Annotated in this window: 15 protein-coding genes, 1 tRNA gene and 2 pseudogenes; 14 read left to right on the top strand and 4 right to left on the bottom strand. The window is 70.2% G+C overall.

The genetic code is table 11. The features are described 5' to 3' along the window. Positions 1–17: 17 nt before the first annotated feature. The 3 genes and pseudogenes from MU852_RS01465 to MU852_RS01455 all read left to right on the top strand — a co-directional run bounded on the left by MU852_RS01465 (position 18) and on the right by MU852_RS01455 (position 5,156). On the top strand, positions 18–707 hold the full coding sequence (locus MU852_RS01465; RefSeq protein WP_249750720.1) for a hypothetical protein: 690 nt from the start codon (positions 18–20) through the stop codon (positions 705–707). Between the two features lie 113 nt (positions 708–820). Beyond that, complete coding sequence (locus MU852_RS01460; RefSeq protein WP_249750719.1) at positions 821–1,951, top strand: efflux RND transporter periplasmic adaptor subunit; 1,131 nt, start codon at positions 821–823, stop codon at positions 1,949–1,951. Next, positions 1,951–5,156 (top strand): annotated as a pseudogene (locus MU852_RS01455) (efflux RND transporter permease subunit). Before MU852_RS01460 ends, MU852_RS01455 begins: the two are co-directional and overlap by 1 nt. On the opposite strand, the gene MU852_RS01450 reads toward MU852_RS01455, so the two are convergent. Continuing rightward, positions 5,157–5,663, bottom strand: a complete 507-nt coding sequence (locus MU852_RS01450) for a c-type cytochrome (RefSeq protein ID WP_249750718.1) — start codon at positions 5,661–5,663, stop codon at positions 5,157–5,159. A gap of 149 nt (positions 5,664–5,812) precedes the next feature. On the opposite strand from MU852_RS01450, the gene MU852_RS01445 reads away from it, so the two are divergent. Genes MU852_RS01445 through MU852_RS01435 form a run of 3 tightly spaced genes read left to right on the top strand, consistent with a single transcriptional unit; the run spans position 5,813 to position 8,736 of the window. Beyond that, positions 5,813–6,079: a FeoA family protein gene (locus tag MU852_RS01445; RefSeq protein ID WP_249750717.1), complete on the top strand. Its 267-nt coding sequence runs from the start codon at positions 5,813–5,815 to the stop codon at positions 6,077–6,079. Further along, entirely contained in the window at positions 6,079–7,947 is a 1,869-nt protein-coding gene (gene feoB, locus MU852_RS01440; RefSeq protein ID WP_249750716.1) for a ferrous iron transporter B, read from the top strand. The genes MU852_RS01445 and feoB overlap by 1 nt, the downstream gene beginning before the upstream one ends. Before the next feature lie 33 nt (positions 7,948–7,980). After that, positions 7,981–8,736: a prepilin peptidase gene (locus MU852_RS01435; protein ID WP_249750715.1), complete on the top strand. Its 756-nt coding sequence runs from the start codon at positions 7,981–7,983 to the stop codon at positions 8,734–8,736. Here MU852_RS01435 and MU852_RS01430 read toward each other — a convergent pair. The 3 genes from MU852_RS01430 to MU852_RS01420 all read right to left on the bottom strand — a co-directional run bounded on the left by MU852_RS01430 (position 8,733) and on the right by MU852_RS01420 (position 9,955). Further along, positions 8,733–9,359: a TetR/AcrR family transcriptional regulator gene (locus tag MU852_RS01430; protein WP_249750714.1), complete on the bottom strand. Its 627-nt coding sequence runs from the start codon at positions 9,357–9,359 to the stop codon at positions 8,733–8,735. The genes MU852_RS01435 and MU852_RS01430 overlap by 4 nt on opposite strands. A gap of 22 nt (positions 9,360–9,381) precedes the next feature. After that, positions 9,382–9,457, bottom strand: a tRNA-Thr gene (locus MU852_RS01425). Between the two features lie 60 nt (positions 9,458–9,517). Beyond that, complete coding sequence (locus MU852_RS01420; protein WP_249750713.1) at positions 9,518–9,955, bottom strand: HIT family protein; 438 nt, start codon at positions 9,953–9,955, stop codon at positions 9,518–9,520. A gap of 109 nt (positions 9,956–10,064) precedes the next feature. Here MU852_RS01420 and MU852_RS01415 point away from each other — a divergent pair, with 109 nt between their 5' ends. The 8 genes and pseudogenes from MU852_RS01415 (at position 10,065) to yajC (ending at position 15,390) form a co-directional block, all read left to right on the top strand. After that, complete coding sequence (locus MU852_RS01415; RefSeq protein ID WP_249750712.1) at positions 10,065–10,418, top strand: phage holin family protein; 354 nt, start codon at positions 10,065–10,067, stop codon at positions 10,416–10,418. Positions 10,419–10,506: 88 nt separating this feature from the next. Further along, positions 10,507–11,815: pseudogene (serS, locus tag MU852_RS01410) on the top strand (serine--tRNA ligase). 4 nt (positions 11,816–11,819) lie between these two features. Next, complete coding sequence (locus MU852_RS01405; RefSeq protein WP_249750711.1) at positions 11,820–12,212, top strand: hypothetical protein; 393 nt, start codon at positions 11,820–11,822, stop codon at positions 12,210–12,212. A gap of 4 nt (positions 12,213–12,216) precedes the next feature. After that, a complete protein-coding gene (surE, locus tag MU852_RS01400) occupies positions 12,217–13,011 on the top strand; it encodes a 5'/3'-nucleotidase SurE (RefSeq protein ID WP_249750710.1) in 795 nt (264 codons plus the stop codon). 129 nt (positions 13,012–13,140) lie between these two features. After that, positions 13,141–13,785, top strand: coding sequence for a protein-L-isoaspartate(D-aspartate) O-methyltransferase (locus tag MU852_RS01395; protein WP_249750709.1), 645 nt, complete (start codon positions 13,141–13,143; stop codon positions 13,783–13,785). A 121-nt stretch (positions 13,786–13,906) separates the two neighbouring features. Further along, the gene (locus tag MU852_RS01390; RefSeq protein ID WP_249750708.1) at positions 13,907–14,752 is read left to right on the top strand and encodes a LysM peptidoglycan-binding domain-containing protein; all 846 of its coding nucleotides are present in this window, start codon (positions 13,907–13,909) and stop codon (positions 14,750–14,752) included. After that, positions 14,638–14,967, top strand: coding sequence for a murein hydrolase activator EnvC family protein (locus MU852_RS01385; RefSeq protein WP_249750707.1), 330 nt, complete (start codon positions 14,638–14,640; stop codon positions 14,965–14,967). Before MU852_RS01390 ends, MU852_RS01385 begins: the two co-directional genes overlap by 115 nt. 105 nt (positions 14,968–15,072) lie before the next feature. Next, complete coding sequence (gene yajC, locus MU852_RS01380; protein WP_249750706.1) at positions 15,073–15,390, top strand: preprotein translocase subunit YajC; 318 nt, start codon at positions 15,073–15,075, stop codon at positions 15,388–15,390. The last annotated feature ends 12 nt before the right edge of the window (positions 15,391–15,402 follow it).

Genomic DNA, 15,402 nt, shown 5'->3' with positions numbered 1-15,402 from the left:
ACGCCAGCGCCTGGGTCATGCCGCGCGGACAGGGCCAGGCGATCGTCAAATATGAGCGGATGGAGGCGCAGACCGCCTTCGATCCCGCCGGGATCGAGCAGCCGCTGCAGGCGCTTCGACGCGACGACGCCCTGGCGCTCCACGCCGAATACGGCGTCGCCGATCGGCTGTCCGTCCAGCTCAAGGCCGAAGTGCAGTCGGGAGAGGACGCCTTCGTCGACTACGAGGGCCGCGGGCCGATCGAGCTGGGCCTGACGTGGCAGGTTCACCGCGGCGCCGCCGGGGCCGTCAGCGCCTACGTGGGCTACGCCCAGGCCGGGGTCGGGCGAAACGCCGGCTATGCGCCTCCGGGCGTGGGCGAGCACGATTGGGAGGCGCGGGTTGCGGCCGGACGCAGCTGGGGGCCGGCGCGCGGGCTGGACGGCGTCTTCGTGGAGGCGCAGGCCGCGCGGCGGCTGCGCGACCAGCTTCCGGACGAGACCCGGCTGGACGCCACGGCGGGCGCCCGCTTCGCCGGGCGCTGGATGGCGCTGGCCCAGGCCTATGGCGGCGCGGCCGACGCCGGGGCGCGGTGGCTGTCGGTGGAGGCGTCGCTGGTGCGCGACGCCGGCGACTGGAGCCTTCAGGCGGGATGGCGGCGCACGGTGGCGGGCCGCGAGACGCCGATTTCCAGCGGGCCGATCGTCGCGGTCTGGCGACGGTTCTGAAAAGAGGCGATTTCCGCGACGGAAACGGCCGGGCGGCGCGTTACAGAGACTTAATCTTGCGTTGGCGGCGCCAGCCGTTAAGCGTGCGCCACTCCCCGTCTTGCGAGTCTCGCGTGATCAAACGGCACTTCTTCCTCATCGCGGCCGCGGCGCTGCTTGTCCTGATGGTCGTGGCCGCGATCGTGCGGATCACCTTCGCCTCGTCAGGGCCGGAGGGCGCGGCCGGTCCCGCGGGCGGCGCGCGACACGCGCAGCAGGTGTCGCAGGTCGAAGTGACGCAGCGCCCCTTCTCGGACCAGATCCGGGTGCTGGGCGTGGCGCGGGGCGCTCGCTCGGTGAACATCACCTCGTCGACGACGGAGCTGATCACGCGGGTGATGTTCAAGGACGGTCAGCGCGTCAGCGCCGGCGCGCCGCTGGTCGAGCTGCAGGCGCTGGAAGAGGACGCCGCCATCATCGAGGCGCGCGCGCAACTGGCCCAGGCTCAGCGCGAGTACGACCGGTACAAGGCCCTGGCGGACCGGGGCGTCGCGCCGCGCGTGACGGCCGAGAACGCCGAAACCGCCCTGGAGAGCGCCCGCGCGTCGCTGGAGGCCGCGCGTGCGCGGCGCGGCGACCGGGTCATCCGCGCGCCTTTCGCCGGCACCCTGGGGCTGACGACGATCACCCCCGGCACCCTGATCAATCCGGGCGCGGTGATCACGACCCTGGACGACACCTCGACGATCCGCGTCGATTTCCCCCTGCCGGAACGCTATTTGAACCAGCTGCGACCCGGCACGCCGATCGTGGCGACCGCCGACGCCTATGGCGACGAGCCCTTTTCGGGCCGGATCGACCTGATCGACACGCGCGTCAATGAGACCACCCGCGCCGCGACGGCGCGGGCCGTCTTCCCCAACCCGGGCGGGCGCATCCGCCCCGGCATGCTGCTGCGCGTCGCCGTTCAGCAGGGTCAGCGCCAGGCGCCGTCGGCGCCGGAGTCGGCGATCCAGTACGAGGGCGCCGGCGCCTTCGTCTATCGGATCGCGCGCGGCGACGACGGATCGACCGCCCAGCGCGTCGAGATCGAGACCGGCGCGGTCGAAAACGGTTTCGTCGAAATCCTGTCGGGGATCGAGCCCGGCGACCGGATCGTGGGGTCCGGCCTGAACCGCATCCAGCCGGGCTCGCCGATCGTCGTGGCCGGCCAGGGTCAGAACCAGGCCCAGCGTCAGCCCGCGGCGCAGGGCGCCGCCCGATGATGTTGTCCGATGTTTCGGTCCGGCGGCCGGTCTTCGCCGCCGTGGCCGCGATTGTGCTGTGCGTGATCGGCGCGGCGGCGTTCTTCTTCCTACCGGTGCGCGAGCTGCCGGACGTGGATCCGCCGATCGTGTCGGTCAACACCACCTACGCCGGCGCCTCGGCCGAGGTCATCGAGAGCCGGATCACCGAACCGATCGAACAGCAGATCGCCGGCATCCAGGGCGTCGAGCGCATCAACTCGACCAGCCGCGACGGTCGCTCCAACGTCAACATCGAGTTTTCGCTGGACCGCAATATCGACGACGCCGCCAACGACGTGCGCGACCGCGTCAGCCGCGTGGTCGGCAACCTGCCCGACCAGGCCGATCCGCCCGAGGTGGCCAAGGCCGACTCAGACAGCCAGCCGATCATCATCGTCTTCCTGCGGTCCACGACGATGAACCGCCTGCAGCTGACGGACTACGCCGACCGCTATCTGGTCGACCGGATGGCGACCGTGCCCGGCGTCGCGCAGGTGAACATCTACGGCGACCAGCGCTATTCGATGCGGATATGGCTCGACCCGGCGGCCCTGGCGGCGCGCGGCCTGACGGTCACCGACGTCGAGACGGCGCTGACCACACAGAACGTGGAACTGCCGGCGGGTTCGCTGGAGTCAACGGACAAGGACTACACGGTCCGGGTGGCGCGCAACTACGCCCGGCCCGAGGATTTCCGCCAGCTGCCGATCGGCACGCGCGGCTCCGCCTCGGCGTCCAATGCGGTGGCGACCGGGACCGGCAGCGGCTCCTCGGCCATCATCCAGGGTCAGCCCACCTATGTGACGCGCCTGGGCGACGTGGCCCGCGTGGAGGAGGCGCCGGAGGAGGAGCGTCGCCTGTTCCGCGGCAACGGCATGGATCAGATCGGCCTGGCCGTGACGCGTCAGGCCCAGTCGAACGACCTGGCCATCTCCGAAGGCGTCCAGAAGATGATCGAGGAGATCCGGCCCAGCCTGCCGCCGGGCGTGACGATCGAGGTCGGGTCGGACAATTCGGTCTTCACCTCCCACGCCATCGACGAGGTCTGGATCACCATCGGCATTTCGATGGCGCTGGTGGCCCTGGTCAACTTCATCTTCCTGGGCAGTCTTCGCGCGGCGCTGATCCCGTCGATCGTGGCGCCGATCTGCCTGCTGGCCACCTTCATCGTGCTGGCCCCGCTCGGCTTTTCGCTGAACCTGCTGACGCTGCTGGCGCTGGTCCTGGCCATCGGCCTGGTCGTCGACGACGCCATCGTGGTGGTCGAGAACATCCAGCGCCGGCTGGACCACGGCGAGCCGCCGCTGGTGGCGGCCGAGCGCGGGGCGCGGCAGGTCTTCTTCGCCGTGGTGGCCACCACCATCGTGCTGCTGTCGGTGTTCGCGCCCTTGCTGTTCCTGCCGGGGTATGTCGGGCGGTTGTTCGTGGAGCTGGCGGCCGCCATCGCCGCGGCCGTGGCCTTCTCGGCCTTCCTGGCGCTGAGCCTGTCGCCGATGCTGGCGTCCAAGATTCTGAAGCCCGCCCACGGCGGCGGCTGGGTCGCGCGGCGCGTCGACTGGGCCATGGACCGGCTGAAGACGTCCTACGGCCGTTCGCTGGATCTGCTGCTGGGCCGCCGCATCGCCGTCATCGGCGTGGCCGGGCTGATCGCCCTGGTCGCGGCGGGGGCGGTGGGGATGTTCCTGGTGCTGCCCAACGAGCTGGTGCCGGACGAGGACCGGGGCCGCGTCACCGTGCGCGTCGCCGGGCCCGAGGGCGCGGGCTTCGACTACACGCGCAAGATCATGATGGGGCTGGAGCCGCTGCTGGCGGAATATCGCGCGGACGGAGAGGCCGACAGCTTCCTGATTTCCGCCCCCGGCTTCGGCGGCGGCAGCTTCAACTCCGGCAATGCGGTGCTGGTCCTGTCGGATTGGTCCAAGCGCGACCGTTCGGCGGCGGAGATCGCGCAGGAGCTGAACGGCAAGCTGCGCAATCAGACCGACGCCCAGGTCAACGCCTCGACGCCCGGCGCCTTCCAGCGCGGCGGCGGCAATCGAACTCCATCGAGCTGATCGCGACGGGCACGGACTATCAGCAGATCTACAACTGGCTTCAGCCGCTGCTGGCGGCGGCGCAGGGCAATCCCGGCTTCTCGCGGCCGCGCCTGAATTACGAGCCCAATTCGCCCCGGCTGCTGGTCGATGTCGATCCGCAGAAGGCGGCCGCGCTGGGCGTCTCGTCCCAGTCGATCGGCCGGACCCTGGAGACCATGTTCGGCTCACGCCGGGCGACCACCTACATCAAGGGCGGGCAGGAGTACGACGTCATCCTGCAGACCGACCGCGACAACCGGCGCGAGGTCGCGGACCTGGAGGCGCTGTACGTGGCGACCGGCGGCGGGCAGCTGGTGCCCCTGTCCACGGTCGTGAAGACCCAGACCACGGGCGACACGCCGGACCGGCGGCGCCTGGATCGCCAGCGCGCCATCACCCTGCAGGCCGACCTGAACCCCGGTATGACCATCGACGACGCGGTGCAGTTCTTCCGCGCCGAGGCGGCCAAGCAGCCGCAGGGCGGGGTGATCGTCCAGTGGGGCGGGGCGGCGCGCGATCAGCAGGAGGCGGGCGGCGCGGTCGTCGCGGCGTTCGGCCTGGCGCTGCTGCTGGTCTTCCTGGTCCTGGCGGCCCAGTTCGAGAGCTGGATCACGCCGGCGGTCATCATGCTGACGGTGCCGCTGGCCGCCGCCGGCGGGCTGTTCGGCCTGCTGATGGCCGGGTCCAGCCTGAACATCTACAGCCAGATCGGCCTGATCATCCTGATCGGGGTCGCGGCCAAGAACGGCATCCTGATCGTGGAATTCGCCAACCAGCTGCGCGACCAGGGCCGCTCGATCCGCGAGGCGATCATCGAATCGTCCTCGCTGCGCCTGCGTCCGATCATCATGACCTCGATCGCCACCGCCTTCGGCGCCCTGCCGCTGGTGCTGTGGCAAGGGGCGGGCGCGGGCAGCCGCCAGACCATCGGCGTGGTGATCTTCACCGGGGCGATCTTCGCGACGGTGCTGACCCTGTTCGTGGTGCCGGTGATCTACGGCCTTCTGGCGCGCTTCACCAAGTCGCCCGAATATACGGCGCGCAAGATCGAGGAATGGGAGGCCCAGGAGATGCGCGAGGGCGGCCCCAAGCCCATCGCCGAAGGCTGATCAGGACGCCGGCGTCGGCGACGGCGTCGGCCGGTAGCCCGTCTCCACCTTCAGGAAGGCGATGACGTCGCGCCTGTCCGTCGCGTCGGGCAGTCCGGGGAAGGTCATCTTGTTGCCCGGCAGGAAGGTGCGGGGGTTCTGCAGCCAATGATCCAGGGCGGCGGCGTCCCAGGTGAAGTCCGCCGTCCGCATGGCGTTGGAATAGTTGTAGCGCGGCCGTTCGCCGGCCTTGCGGCCGAACACGCCGTAGAGGTTCGGCCCCGTCATGTCCGCCCCGCCTTCGCCCAGCGTGTGGCAGGCGCGGCAGCGGGCGAAGGCCCGACGACCGTTTTCCAGGTCGCCTTGGTCGTAGGGGGCGGGAAGGGCGGCCAGAAGCTCGGCCTTCTCTCCGTCCGTGAGGACGCGCGGCGGCTTGGCCGGCGCGCTCTGCGGCGCGTCGCCGCCGTCGCCGCACCCGACGAGGGCCAGGGGCAGGACAAGGATCGCGGCAAGGGCGAGGCGGGTCATGGTCGGCTCCGATTTGGACGCCCTTGATAGCGCACCGGCGCGACGCGGCAATTGGGCAGGCTGTCCTGCTGGACGGCGAGCGGTCGCGGCTGATAATCACTGTCAGAACATCGCGGCGCGGACGGCGGCCGCCTCATCGAGCGTAGATTTTGACCGATATCATCAAGCTGAGCCAGGCCCGACGCGGCGACCGCGGCGTCATCGTCGAGGTGGGCGGCCACACGCATCACCAGGCGAACGGGGTGGAGTTGGAGCGCCGGCTTCTGGAACTGGGTTTCGTCGAGGGCGCGCGGGTCGAACTGCTGCACGAGGGTCTGTTCGGCCGCGACCCCATCGCCATCAGGGTGGACGATATGCGCGTCGCCCTGCGCCGACACGAGGCCGCCAGCCTGACGATGAAGCGGGATCTCGCCTGATGGACATTGCGCTGAAGACGGCCCGCATCGCCCTGGTGGGCAATCCCAACAGCGGCAAGACCGCCCTGTTCAACGCCCTGACCGGCGCGCACCAGAAGGTCGCCAACTACGCCGGCGTGACGGTGGAGCGGAAGGAGGGGGTGGTGCGCGCCGCCGCCGGCCGTTCGATGTCGGTGCTGGACCTGCCCGGCACCTATTCCCTGCGCGCCCGCAGCCCGGACGAGGAGGTGACGCGCGACGCCGTGCTGGGCCGCCTGGCGGGCGAGACGCCGCCGGACGTGGTCGTCTGCGTCGCCGACGCCACCAACCTGCGCCTGGTCCTGCGCCTGATCCTGGAGCTGAAGGCCGTCGGCCGGCCGATGGTGCTGGCGCTGAACATGTACGACATCGCCCAGCGCCAGGGGCTGCGGATCGACCTGGACGGCCTTCGCGCCGAACTGGGCGTGCCGATCGTCACGACCGTCGCGACGCGCAGGCGGGGCGTCGACGACCTGATCGCCGCCATCGAGACCCAGGCCGAGATGGCCGCCCTGTCGGACAGTCGGTGGCGCAGCCCGGACGCGGCCGAACTGCGCGCGGCCGCCCGCGAGGCCGAGCGGATCATGAAGGCGCACGTGCGCCCGCCCGAGCGGCCCGACACCCTGACCGGCAAGATCGACGCCGTGCTGCTGCACCCCGTCGCCGGGCTGGCCATCCTGCTGGCGCTGCTGTTCGTCATGTTCCAGGCGGTGTTCAGCTGGGCCGCCCCGCTGATGGACGGGATCGAGGGCGGCATCGGCTGGCTGGGCGGCCTGGTCGCCGCGGTGCTGCCCGACGGCCTGTTGCAGAGCCTGATCGTGGACGGGATCATTTCCGGCGTCGGCAGCGTGCTGGTCTTCCTGCCGCAGATCCTGATCCTGTTCCTGTTCATCATCGCGCTGGAGGACTTCGGCTACATGGCGCGGGCGGCCTTCCTGATGGACAAGATCATGGGCGGCGCCGGCCTGCACGGCCGGGCGTTCATTCCCCTGCTGTCCAGCTTCGCCTGCGCCATTCCCGGCGTGATGGCGGCGCGGGTGATCGATTCCAAGCGCGACCGCCTGACCACCATCCTGGTGGCGCCGCTGATGACCTGTTCGGCGCGGATCCCGGTCTATACGCTGATCATCGCCGCCTTCATCCCGAACGAGACGGTCTGGGGCTTCGCCAATCTGCAGGGGCTGGTGATGTTCGGCCTCTACGCCGCCGGCATCGTCAGCGCGCTTCTGGTGTCGCTGGTCATTCGCAAGGTGTTCTGGCGCGGCGCGGTCGAGCCCTTCATGATGGAGCTGCCGACCTACAAGGTTCCCGACCTCAAGAGCGTCGCCTTCAACCTGTGGCTCCGGGCCAAGATCTTCCTGAACCGGGCCGGGCGGATCATCCTGCCGGCGGTGACCATCCTGTGGGTGCTGGCGACCTTCCCCTATCCGCCCGAGAACGCCACGCTGCCGGCCATCGACTATTCTTTCGCCGGCATGATCGGGCGAGCGCTGGAACCGATTTTCGCCCCCATCGGCTTCAACTGGCAGATGGTCATCGCCCTGATCCCCGGCATGGCGGCGCGCGAGGTTGCGGTGGCGGCGCTGGGCACGACCTACGCCATCGCCGACGCCGAGAACGCCACGGGCCTGCTGGCCTCGACGCTGGCGGCGCAATGGTCGCTGGCGACGGCCCTGTCCTTCCTGGCCTGGTACATCTTCGCGCCGCAGTGCGTGGCGACGCTGGGCGTGGTCCGGCGCGAGACCAACTCGCTGAAATGGACCTGGATCATGATCGGCTACATGTTCGGCCTGGCCTATCTGGCGTCGTTCGTGACCTATCATGTGGCGAGGGCGCTCGGAGGCGGCTAAGGCGAGGGGAGACGCCCCCGCGAGCCGCGCCGCATGACCTCCGTTCTGATCCCCGCCGTCCTGGGCGGCCTGGGCCTGATCTTCGGCAGCTTCGTCGCCGCCGTCAGCGTGCGCCTGCCGCGCGAGATGGACGTGGTGGCCCAGCGGTCGCGCTGCATGGGCTGCGAGGCCACGCTGCGCCCGTGGGAGTTGGTCCCCGTCTTCAGCTGGCTGGCGCTGCGCGGGCGGTGCGCGCGCTGCGACGCCCGCATCTCGCCGCGCTATCCGCTGATCGAGCTGGGGGCGGCGGCCCTGGGCGCCTGGGCGGGCCTGGCGGCGCCGGATCTTGCGACGGCGATCGCCACGGCAGCGCTGGGATGGCAGCTGCTGTTGATCTCGCTGGTCGACGGCGAGCATTTCTGGCTGCCGGACGCGCTGACCTGGCCCCTGGCGGCCAGCGGCGTTCTGGCGGCCGGCCTGCTGCATGGCTGGAGCGGGGCGGGATGGAGCCTGTTCAGCCTGGCCGTAGGCTTCGGCGTCCTGCGGGGGGTGGCGTGGCTGTATCGGCGCGTGCGGGGGCGTGACGGCCTGGGCGGCGGCGATCCCTTCCTGTTCGCCGGCGCGGGGGCCTGGGTCGGCTGGATCGGGCTGCCCAGCGTGCTGCTGTGGGCCTGCGCGGCGGGGCTCAGCGTGGTCTTCGCCCAACTGATGGTGCGCCGGCGGGTCAGCGGGAGCGACCGGCTGCCGTTCGGCGTCTTCCTGGCGATCGGGATCTGGCTGACCTGGCTCTACGGACCGCTGGGCCTCTAGCGACCCGTCGTCAGCTTGACGACGATGATGGCGGCCGTGTCCAGGATGGCCTCGGGCGTGTCGGCGCGGCGCAGCAGGTCGAAGCTGGCGGCCGTCGATTCGGCGATGGAGGCGATCTGGTAGGACGCCAGGCGCGGATTGTAGTCACGCGGATGCAGGCCGGCGGCGTGGGCCTGGGCCACGCGCCGCTCGATGGCCAGGTGCAGGCGGCGCAGGCGCCGGACGCGGCTTTCGACGAAGGCGGCGTCGCCGTTGTCGGCCAGCATATGCTCGACCCGCAGCACCTGTCCGTGCGCGCGCCAGATGGCCATGACGTCCAGGATGAAGGCGCGGGCGATGGCGAAGGCCCGGTCGCCGGGCCAGTCGGCCTGAAAGTGATTGGCCAGGCCCTGGAAGTCGTCGGCCGCCGCTTCGCACAGGGCCAGAACCGGCTCCTCCACCGTCTTGAAATAGGTGTAGAAGTTGGACGGCGAGACGTCGGCGGCCGAGGCGACGTCGGCCACGCGGATTTCGCCGTAGTGCCGCTCGTTCAGAAGCCGGCGGGTCGCGTCCAGGATGGCCTGACGCGTGCGCCCGCCCCGCGCGCCGATCCTGTGCCCCAGCTTGTTCTTTGTCTCGGCCATGTCCTCGGACGGGAAGGAGGGTTGGTGCCGGTTGCAGGAATCGAACCCGCGACCTTCGGTTTACAAAACCGCTGCTCTACCAGCTGAGCTAAACCGGCCTCGCCCCGTCGGGCAAGCGGGCCTTATGCGGACGGATCGCCGCGGGCGCAAGTCGGCTGTCAGTCCAGCTCGGCGGCGATCCGGCCGGCCAGGGCCTTCAGGGTCTCGCCGTCGGCCATCGGGGCGTGGCCGTGCCCTTTCAGCGGCCGGTCCTCCCAGCGCGGGATGATGTGGAAATGCAGGTGGAAGACGGTCTGGCCGCCGGCCGCGCCGTTGAACTGCATCACGCTGAGGCCGTCGGGCCGCAGCGCCTTTTCCACCGCGCGCGCCGTGCGCTGCAGGGCCAGCGCCATGTGGCTGAGGACCTCGGGCTCCACCTCCAGCAGGTTGCGGGCCTGGGACGCCTTGGCGATGATCAGGACGTGGCCCTCCGACTGGGGAAAGACGTCCATGAAGGCCAGGACCTGGTCGTCCTCCCACACCTTCACCGAGGGCATGTCGCCGCGCAGGATGCGGGCGAAGACGTTGTCGGGATCATAGTCGCCGTGCAGGCTCATGGAGGTCTCCGTCGCTGGGTCCGGCCTTCGCTTAGCAGTCGCGGCCGGGAAGGGGGAGCCTTCCGTCGTTTCGTGCATTATGGCGAAGCTTGAACCTTCGGAGGGCGTCATGATCCGTTTCATCATCCAGGCCGTGGTGACCATGGCCGGCCTTTGGCTGTCGGCGCAGGTGGTGCCTGGCGTGGACTTCACCAACACCGGCTCGCTGATCGCGGCGGCGATTATCCTGGGCCTGGTCAACGCCATCGTGCGGCCGATCATGGTGGTGCTGACCTTTCCGATCACCGTGCTGACCCTGGGCCTGTTCCTGCTGGTGGTGAACGCCGCCATGATCGGGCTGACGGCCATGTTCCTGGGCGGTTTCGCGGTCGACGGCCTGTGGGCGGGCGTCGGCGCGGCCATCGTGACCGGCTTGGTCAGCTGGATCGCCGGCGCCTTCATCGGCGACGGCGAGCGGGCCTGACACGGCGCGAAACCGTGCAGCGCGTTGCCCGACTCCGCGCGGGAGGCTAGAGCGTTCGGCTTCTCCCGCCTGACCGAAGTTTCCGACCATGCACGACATCAGAGCCATTCGCGAAAACCCCCAGGTTTACGTGGCGGGGTGGTCGTCGCGCGGGGTGGACGGGGCTGACGGGCTGGTCGCCGACATCCTGCGGCTGGACGCCGAACTGCGCCGGGCGCAGACGGCGGGCCAGGATGCGCTGTCCAAGCGGAACGCGGCGTCGAAGTTGATCGGCGCGGCGATGGGCCGAAAGGACATGGCCGAGGCCGACCGCCTGAAGGCCGAGGTCGAGGCGCTGAAGGGCGAGATCGCCGCCGCCGCCGAGGTGGAGGCGTCCGTCGGCAAGGACCTGCGCGACCTGCTGGCGGCGCAGAAGAATCTGGCGGCCGACGACGTGCCGGACGGCGAGGACGAGGCGGGCAATGTCGAAGTGTCCGCCTGGGCCTCGGAGCGGGAAGGCGCGCCTGGAGGCGCGCGCTCCACGGGGCCGGCCAAGGATCACGCCGACCTGGGCGAGGCGCTGGGCCTGCTGGACTTCGAGGCGGCGGCGAAGATGTCGGGCGCGCGGTTCGCCGTGCTGAAGGGCCAACTTGCGCGGCTGGAGCGGGCCGTCGGCCAGTTCATGCTGGACATGCAGACGGACCAGCATGGGTATCTGGAGGTGAACCCGCCCTATCTGGTGCGCGATGAGGCGATGTTCGGTACGGGGCAGTTGCCGAAGTTCGAGGAGGATCTGTTCCGCGTCGGCGAACATCTGCTCATTCCCACCGCCGAAGTCTCCCTGACCAATCTCGTACGCGAGACGATCCTGTCCGAGGACGATCTGGCGACGCCGATGCGGATGACGGCGTTGACGCCGTGCTTCCGGGCCGAGGCGGGGTCGGCGGGGCGCGATACGCGCGGGCTGATCCGCCAGCACCAGTTCTCGAAGGTCGAGATGGTGTCGATCACGCGGCCGGAGGACAGCGAAGCCGAGCACGAGCGGATGACGGGGTGCGCCGAGGCGGTGCTGAAGGCGCTGGAGCTGCCGTTCCGGCGGATGCTGCTGTGCAAGGGCGACATGGGCTTCTCGGCGCAGAAGACCTTCGACCTGGAGGTCTGGCTGCCCAGCCAGGGGACCTATCGCGAGATCAGCAGCTGCTCGAACTGCGGGGACTTCCAGGCGCGGCGCATGGACGCGCGGTTCAAGCGGGCGGGCGAGAAGAAGACCGAGTTCGTCCACACCCTGAACGGCTCGGGCCTGGCGGTCGGTCGCACCCTGGTCGCGATCATGGAGAATTATCAGGACGGACGGCCGTATCGCCGTCCCGACCGCCCTTCGTCCCTATATGGGCGGTCTCACCCATGTCGGAGCCTGAAGCCATGACCAAGACCCTGACCCTGATCGCCGTCGGCGCCGCCCTGCTGGGCGGCTGCGCCACGGCGGCGACCGCGCCCAATCCGTATTTCGACCCCTCGGCCACCGAGTTCGCCGGCTGGGTGCGGGTTTCGGGCGGCGAGTTCCAGCTGTTCCGGGAACAGCGCGATCTGGACAATCCGCCGTCGCCGACCAACTGCGTCAGCGGGGCTCTGCCGCGCGACCCGCAGGCGGCGGCGCGCGACCTGAACGGCGCGAAGGTCGTCTTCACCGGGCGCGCCGCGGCCTGGGCCGACCGCGACGGGGTGCAGACGCTGATGCACGAGGGCGCCCGGATCACCAACCAGTGCCGCGCCGACTATGTGATCAAGGCGGATTCGGTGCGGGTTCTGCGCTGAGCCGATGCGGATACTGCTGACAAACGACGACGGGATCGAGGCGGAAGGCCTTGAATGCCTTGAAAAGATCGCGCGCACCCTGACCGATGACGTCTGGGTGTGCGCCCCCGCCGTGGAGCAGTCGGGCAAGGGGCGGGGGATCACCCTGACCGAGCCGCTGCGGGTCAATCGGCTGGGCGACAAGCGGTTCGCGGTGACGGGGACGCCGACCGACTGCGTGGTGCTGGCGGTCAACGACCTGATGCCGGAAAAGCCCGACCTGGTGCTGTCGGGCGTGAACCGGGGGCACAACATCGGCGAGGACGTCAGCTATTCGGGCACGGTGGCGGGCGCGCTGCAGGGCATGGCGTTCGGCATCCGCTCCATCGCCCTGTCGCAGAGCCTGGAGCGGTTCCACGACGAGGTCATCGCCCACTGGGAGACGGCCGAGGCCTTCGCCCCGGCCATCATCAGCCGCCTGCTGGACCAGAAATGGCAGCCCGGCGTGGTGATGAACCTGAACTTCCCCAACCGGCGGCCCGAACAGGTCGAGGCGGTGGAGGTGACGACCCAGGGGTTCCGCGACGTGGGCGAGATGCACGCGGTGCGCCGAACCGACCTGCGCGGGCGGGATTACTATTGGATGAGCTTCCGCGGCCAGAAGCAGGAGCACGCCGAGGGCACCGACCTGCGCGCCATCGACGAGGGCCGCATCTCGGTCACGCCGCTGCATATCGACCTGACCCACATGGCCAGCGTCAACGACCTGAAGAAGGTGCTGGGCGGCGCGCCGCCTCGCAAGGTGGAGCGGGTGGCTTGATCCTCCACCGCAAAGCGGGGAGGGGGACCGCGCGCAGCGTGGTGGAGGGGGCGACCCCGGACACGGCGCGTGCGTCCGCCCCCTCCACCCGTTCGGGGTCCCCCTCCCCCGTAAATGGGGGAAGATATCTTGAACCTGCGCGACGACCGGGCCGGGCGTCTGATCCTGTCGCTGCGCCAGCAGGGGGTGACGGACCCGCGCGTTCTGGCGGCGATGGAGAGCGTCGACCGCTCGGTCTTCGTGCACGAGAAGTTCCTGGACCAGGCGTGGGAAGATCAGGCCCTGCCCATCGACTGCGCCCAGACGATCAGCCAGCCCTATATCGTCGGCCTGATGACCCAGGCGCTGGAGGTGCAGCCGCGCCACCGGGTGCTGGAGATCGGCACGGGCAGCGGATACCAGTGCGCGGTGCTGAGCCGGCTGGCGCGCTATGTCTATTCGGTCGAACGCTATCGCAGCCTGCTGAACGAGGCCGAGGCGCGGCTGCGGACGCTAGACATCGACAACGTCATCACCCGGCACGGCGACGGCGGGCTGGGCTGGCCCGAACAGGCGCCGTTCGACCGCATCATGGTCACGGCGGCGTCGCCGCACGAGCCGACCGAGCTGCTGAAGCAGCTAAAGCCGAACGGCGTGCTGGTGGCGCCGGTGGGGCGCACCTCGGTGCAGATGCTGCACCGCTATGTGGGCCAGGGCGACGGCTCCTTCCGCCGCGAGAGCCTGACGGAGGTGCGGTTCGTGCCCTTGGTCGAGGGGACGGCCAAGGAGGGGTGATCGGCGCCGAAGCCGGTCCTGTTAACCTTCACGTCAAACTTTCGCGCCCATTGCGGGGTTGGCTTGGCGGCGCCGACGGGGCACACCGGGCGGGCGAGTTTAACCATGCGAGGAGCGGCCGGTGACGGGTCTGACGGGCTGGACGAGAACGGTTTTGATCCTGGCGGCGGGGGCCAGCCTGACGGCGTGCATCAGCTATCCGTCCGAGCCGCGCTATCCGACCCATCCGATGGCCCTGCCCGGGCAGGGCGCGCCGACCACGTCCTATCCGCCGCAGGGCCAGCAGGGACCGGCCTATCCCGGCGGAACCCAGACGCAACCGTATCGTCCCGGCCAGTATGAGGCGCCGCCGCCGGCGACCGCGCCGGTCGGATCGGTGGAGGGCGGCGCCCTGCCGCCGACGGTCAGCGTGACGCCGCCGACCCAGAGCCAGACGCCCCCGCCGCCGCCCTACAGCGGCCAGCCGGGCGCGGCCTATGTGATCCAGCCGGGCGACACCATCTCGGGCGTCGGGCGCCGGTTCCAGACGCCGGTGCAACTGTTGATCGACCTGAACGGCCTGGGGCCCAGGGGCGCGATCACGACGGGGCAACGGATCATCCTGCCCGAATCGGCGGTCGACACCGGCCGCGATCCCTATGCGACCGGCCCGTCGCCGGTGGGCGTGCTGGTGCCCAACGGTTCGGTCCCCCGCCTCCGCCGCCGCCTTCGGGCAATGCGGCCCTGCCGGCCCAGACGCGGCCCGTCGCACCCGCGCCCAGCGTCGGCGCGCCGCCGCCGTCCGCGACCAGCCCGGCCCATCTGGTCTGGCCGGTCAGGGGCGAGATCCTGCGCCGCTTCGGCCCGGTGGGCATGGGCGAGCGCAACAACGGCATCAACATCGGCGCCTCGGCCGGCGCGGCCGTTGTGGCCTCGGGCGCCGGGCGCGTGGCCTATGTCGGCGATGATCTGGTCGGGCAGGGGCTGACGGTGCTGATCGTGCACAACGGCGGCTGGCGGACGGTCTATGGCCACCTGGGCTCGGCCACCGTCAGCGACGGCGACGATGTGCGCCAGGGCCAGCAGATCGGCACGGTGGGCCTGACCGCCGGCGACGGCCGCCCCTCGATCCACTTCGAGACCCGGCAGATGCAGGGCGACGACCCGGTGGCGATCGACCCGCTGACGGTCCTGCCGCGATAGCGCTTTCGCCGCGTTGCATTCCGTCAACGTCGGCCCTAGGTTCCGCGCCTCGTTTTTGATGGGGCGCCGACGAGGGCCGACCCCTCGTGTCTTGGAGACTAACCTATGGGCGCTCCCGCTGACGGCGGCATGATGGCCGTGATCATGCAGTTCCTGCCGATCGTCGCCATCTTCATCCTGTTCTACTTCCTGCTGATCCGTCCGCAGCAGAAGCGCGCCAAGGAACACCAGGCGGCCATCGGCGCCGTCAAGCGCGGCGACACGGTCGTCCTGTCCAGCGGCATGATCGGCAAGGTCACCCGCGTCGAGGACGCCGAGGTCAACGTCGAGATCGCCCCCAGCGTCAACGTGCGCGTGGTCAAGGGCATGATCGCCGAGGTGCGCAACCGCACCGCCATCGCCGCCAACGACTCCAAGGCCTGACGCGCGCCTATC

The organism is Brevundimonas albigilva, from assembly GCF_023503965.1.
In the GTDB taxonomy this organism is placed as follows: Bacteria; Pseudomonadota; Alphaproteobacteria; order Caulobacterales; family Caulobacteraceae; genus Brevundimonas; species Brevundimonas albigilva.
The sequence above is the reverse complement of the archived record's forward strand: the minus strand, read 5'-3'. Positions and strand labels throughout refer to the sequence as shown.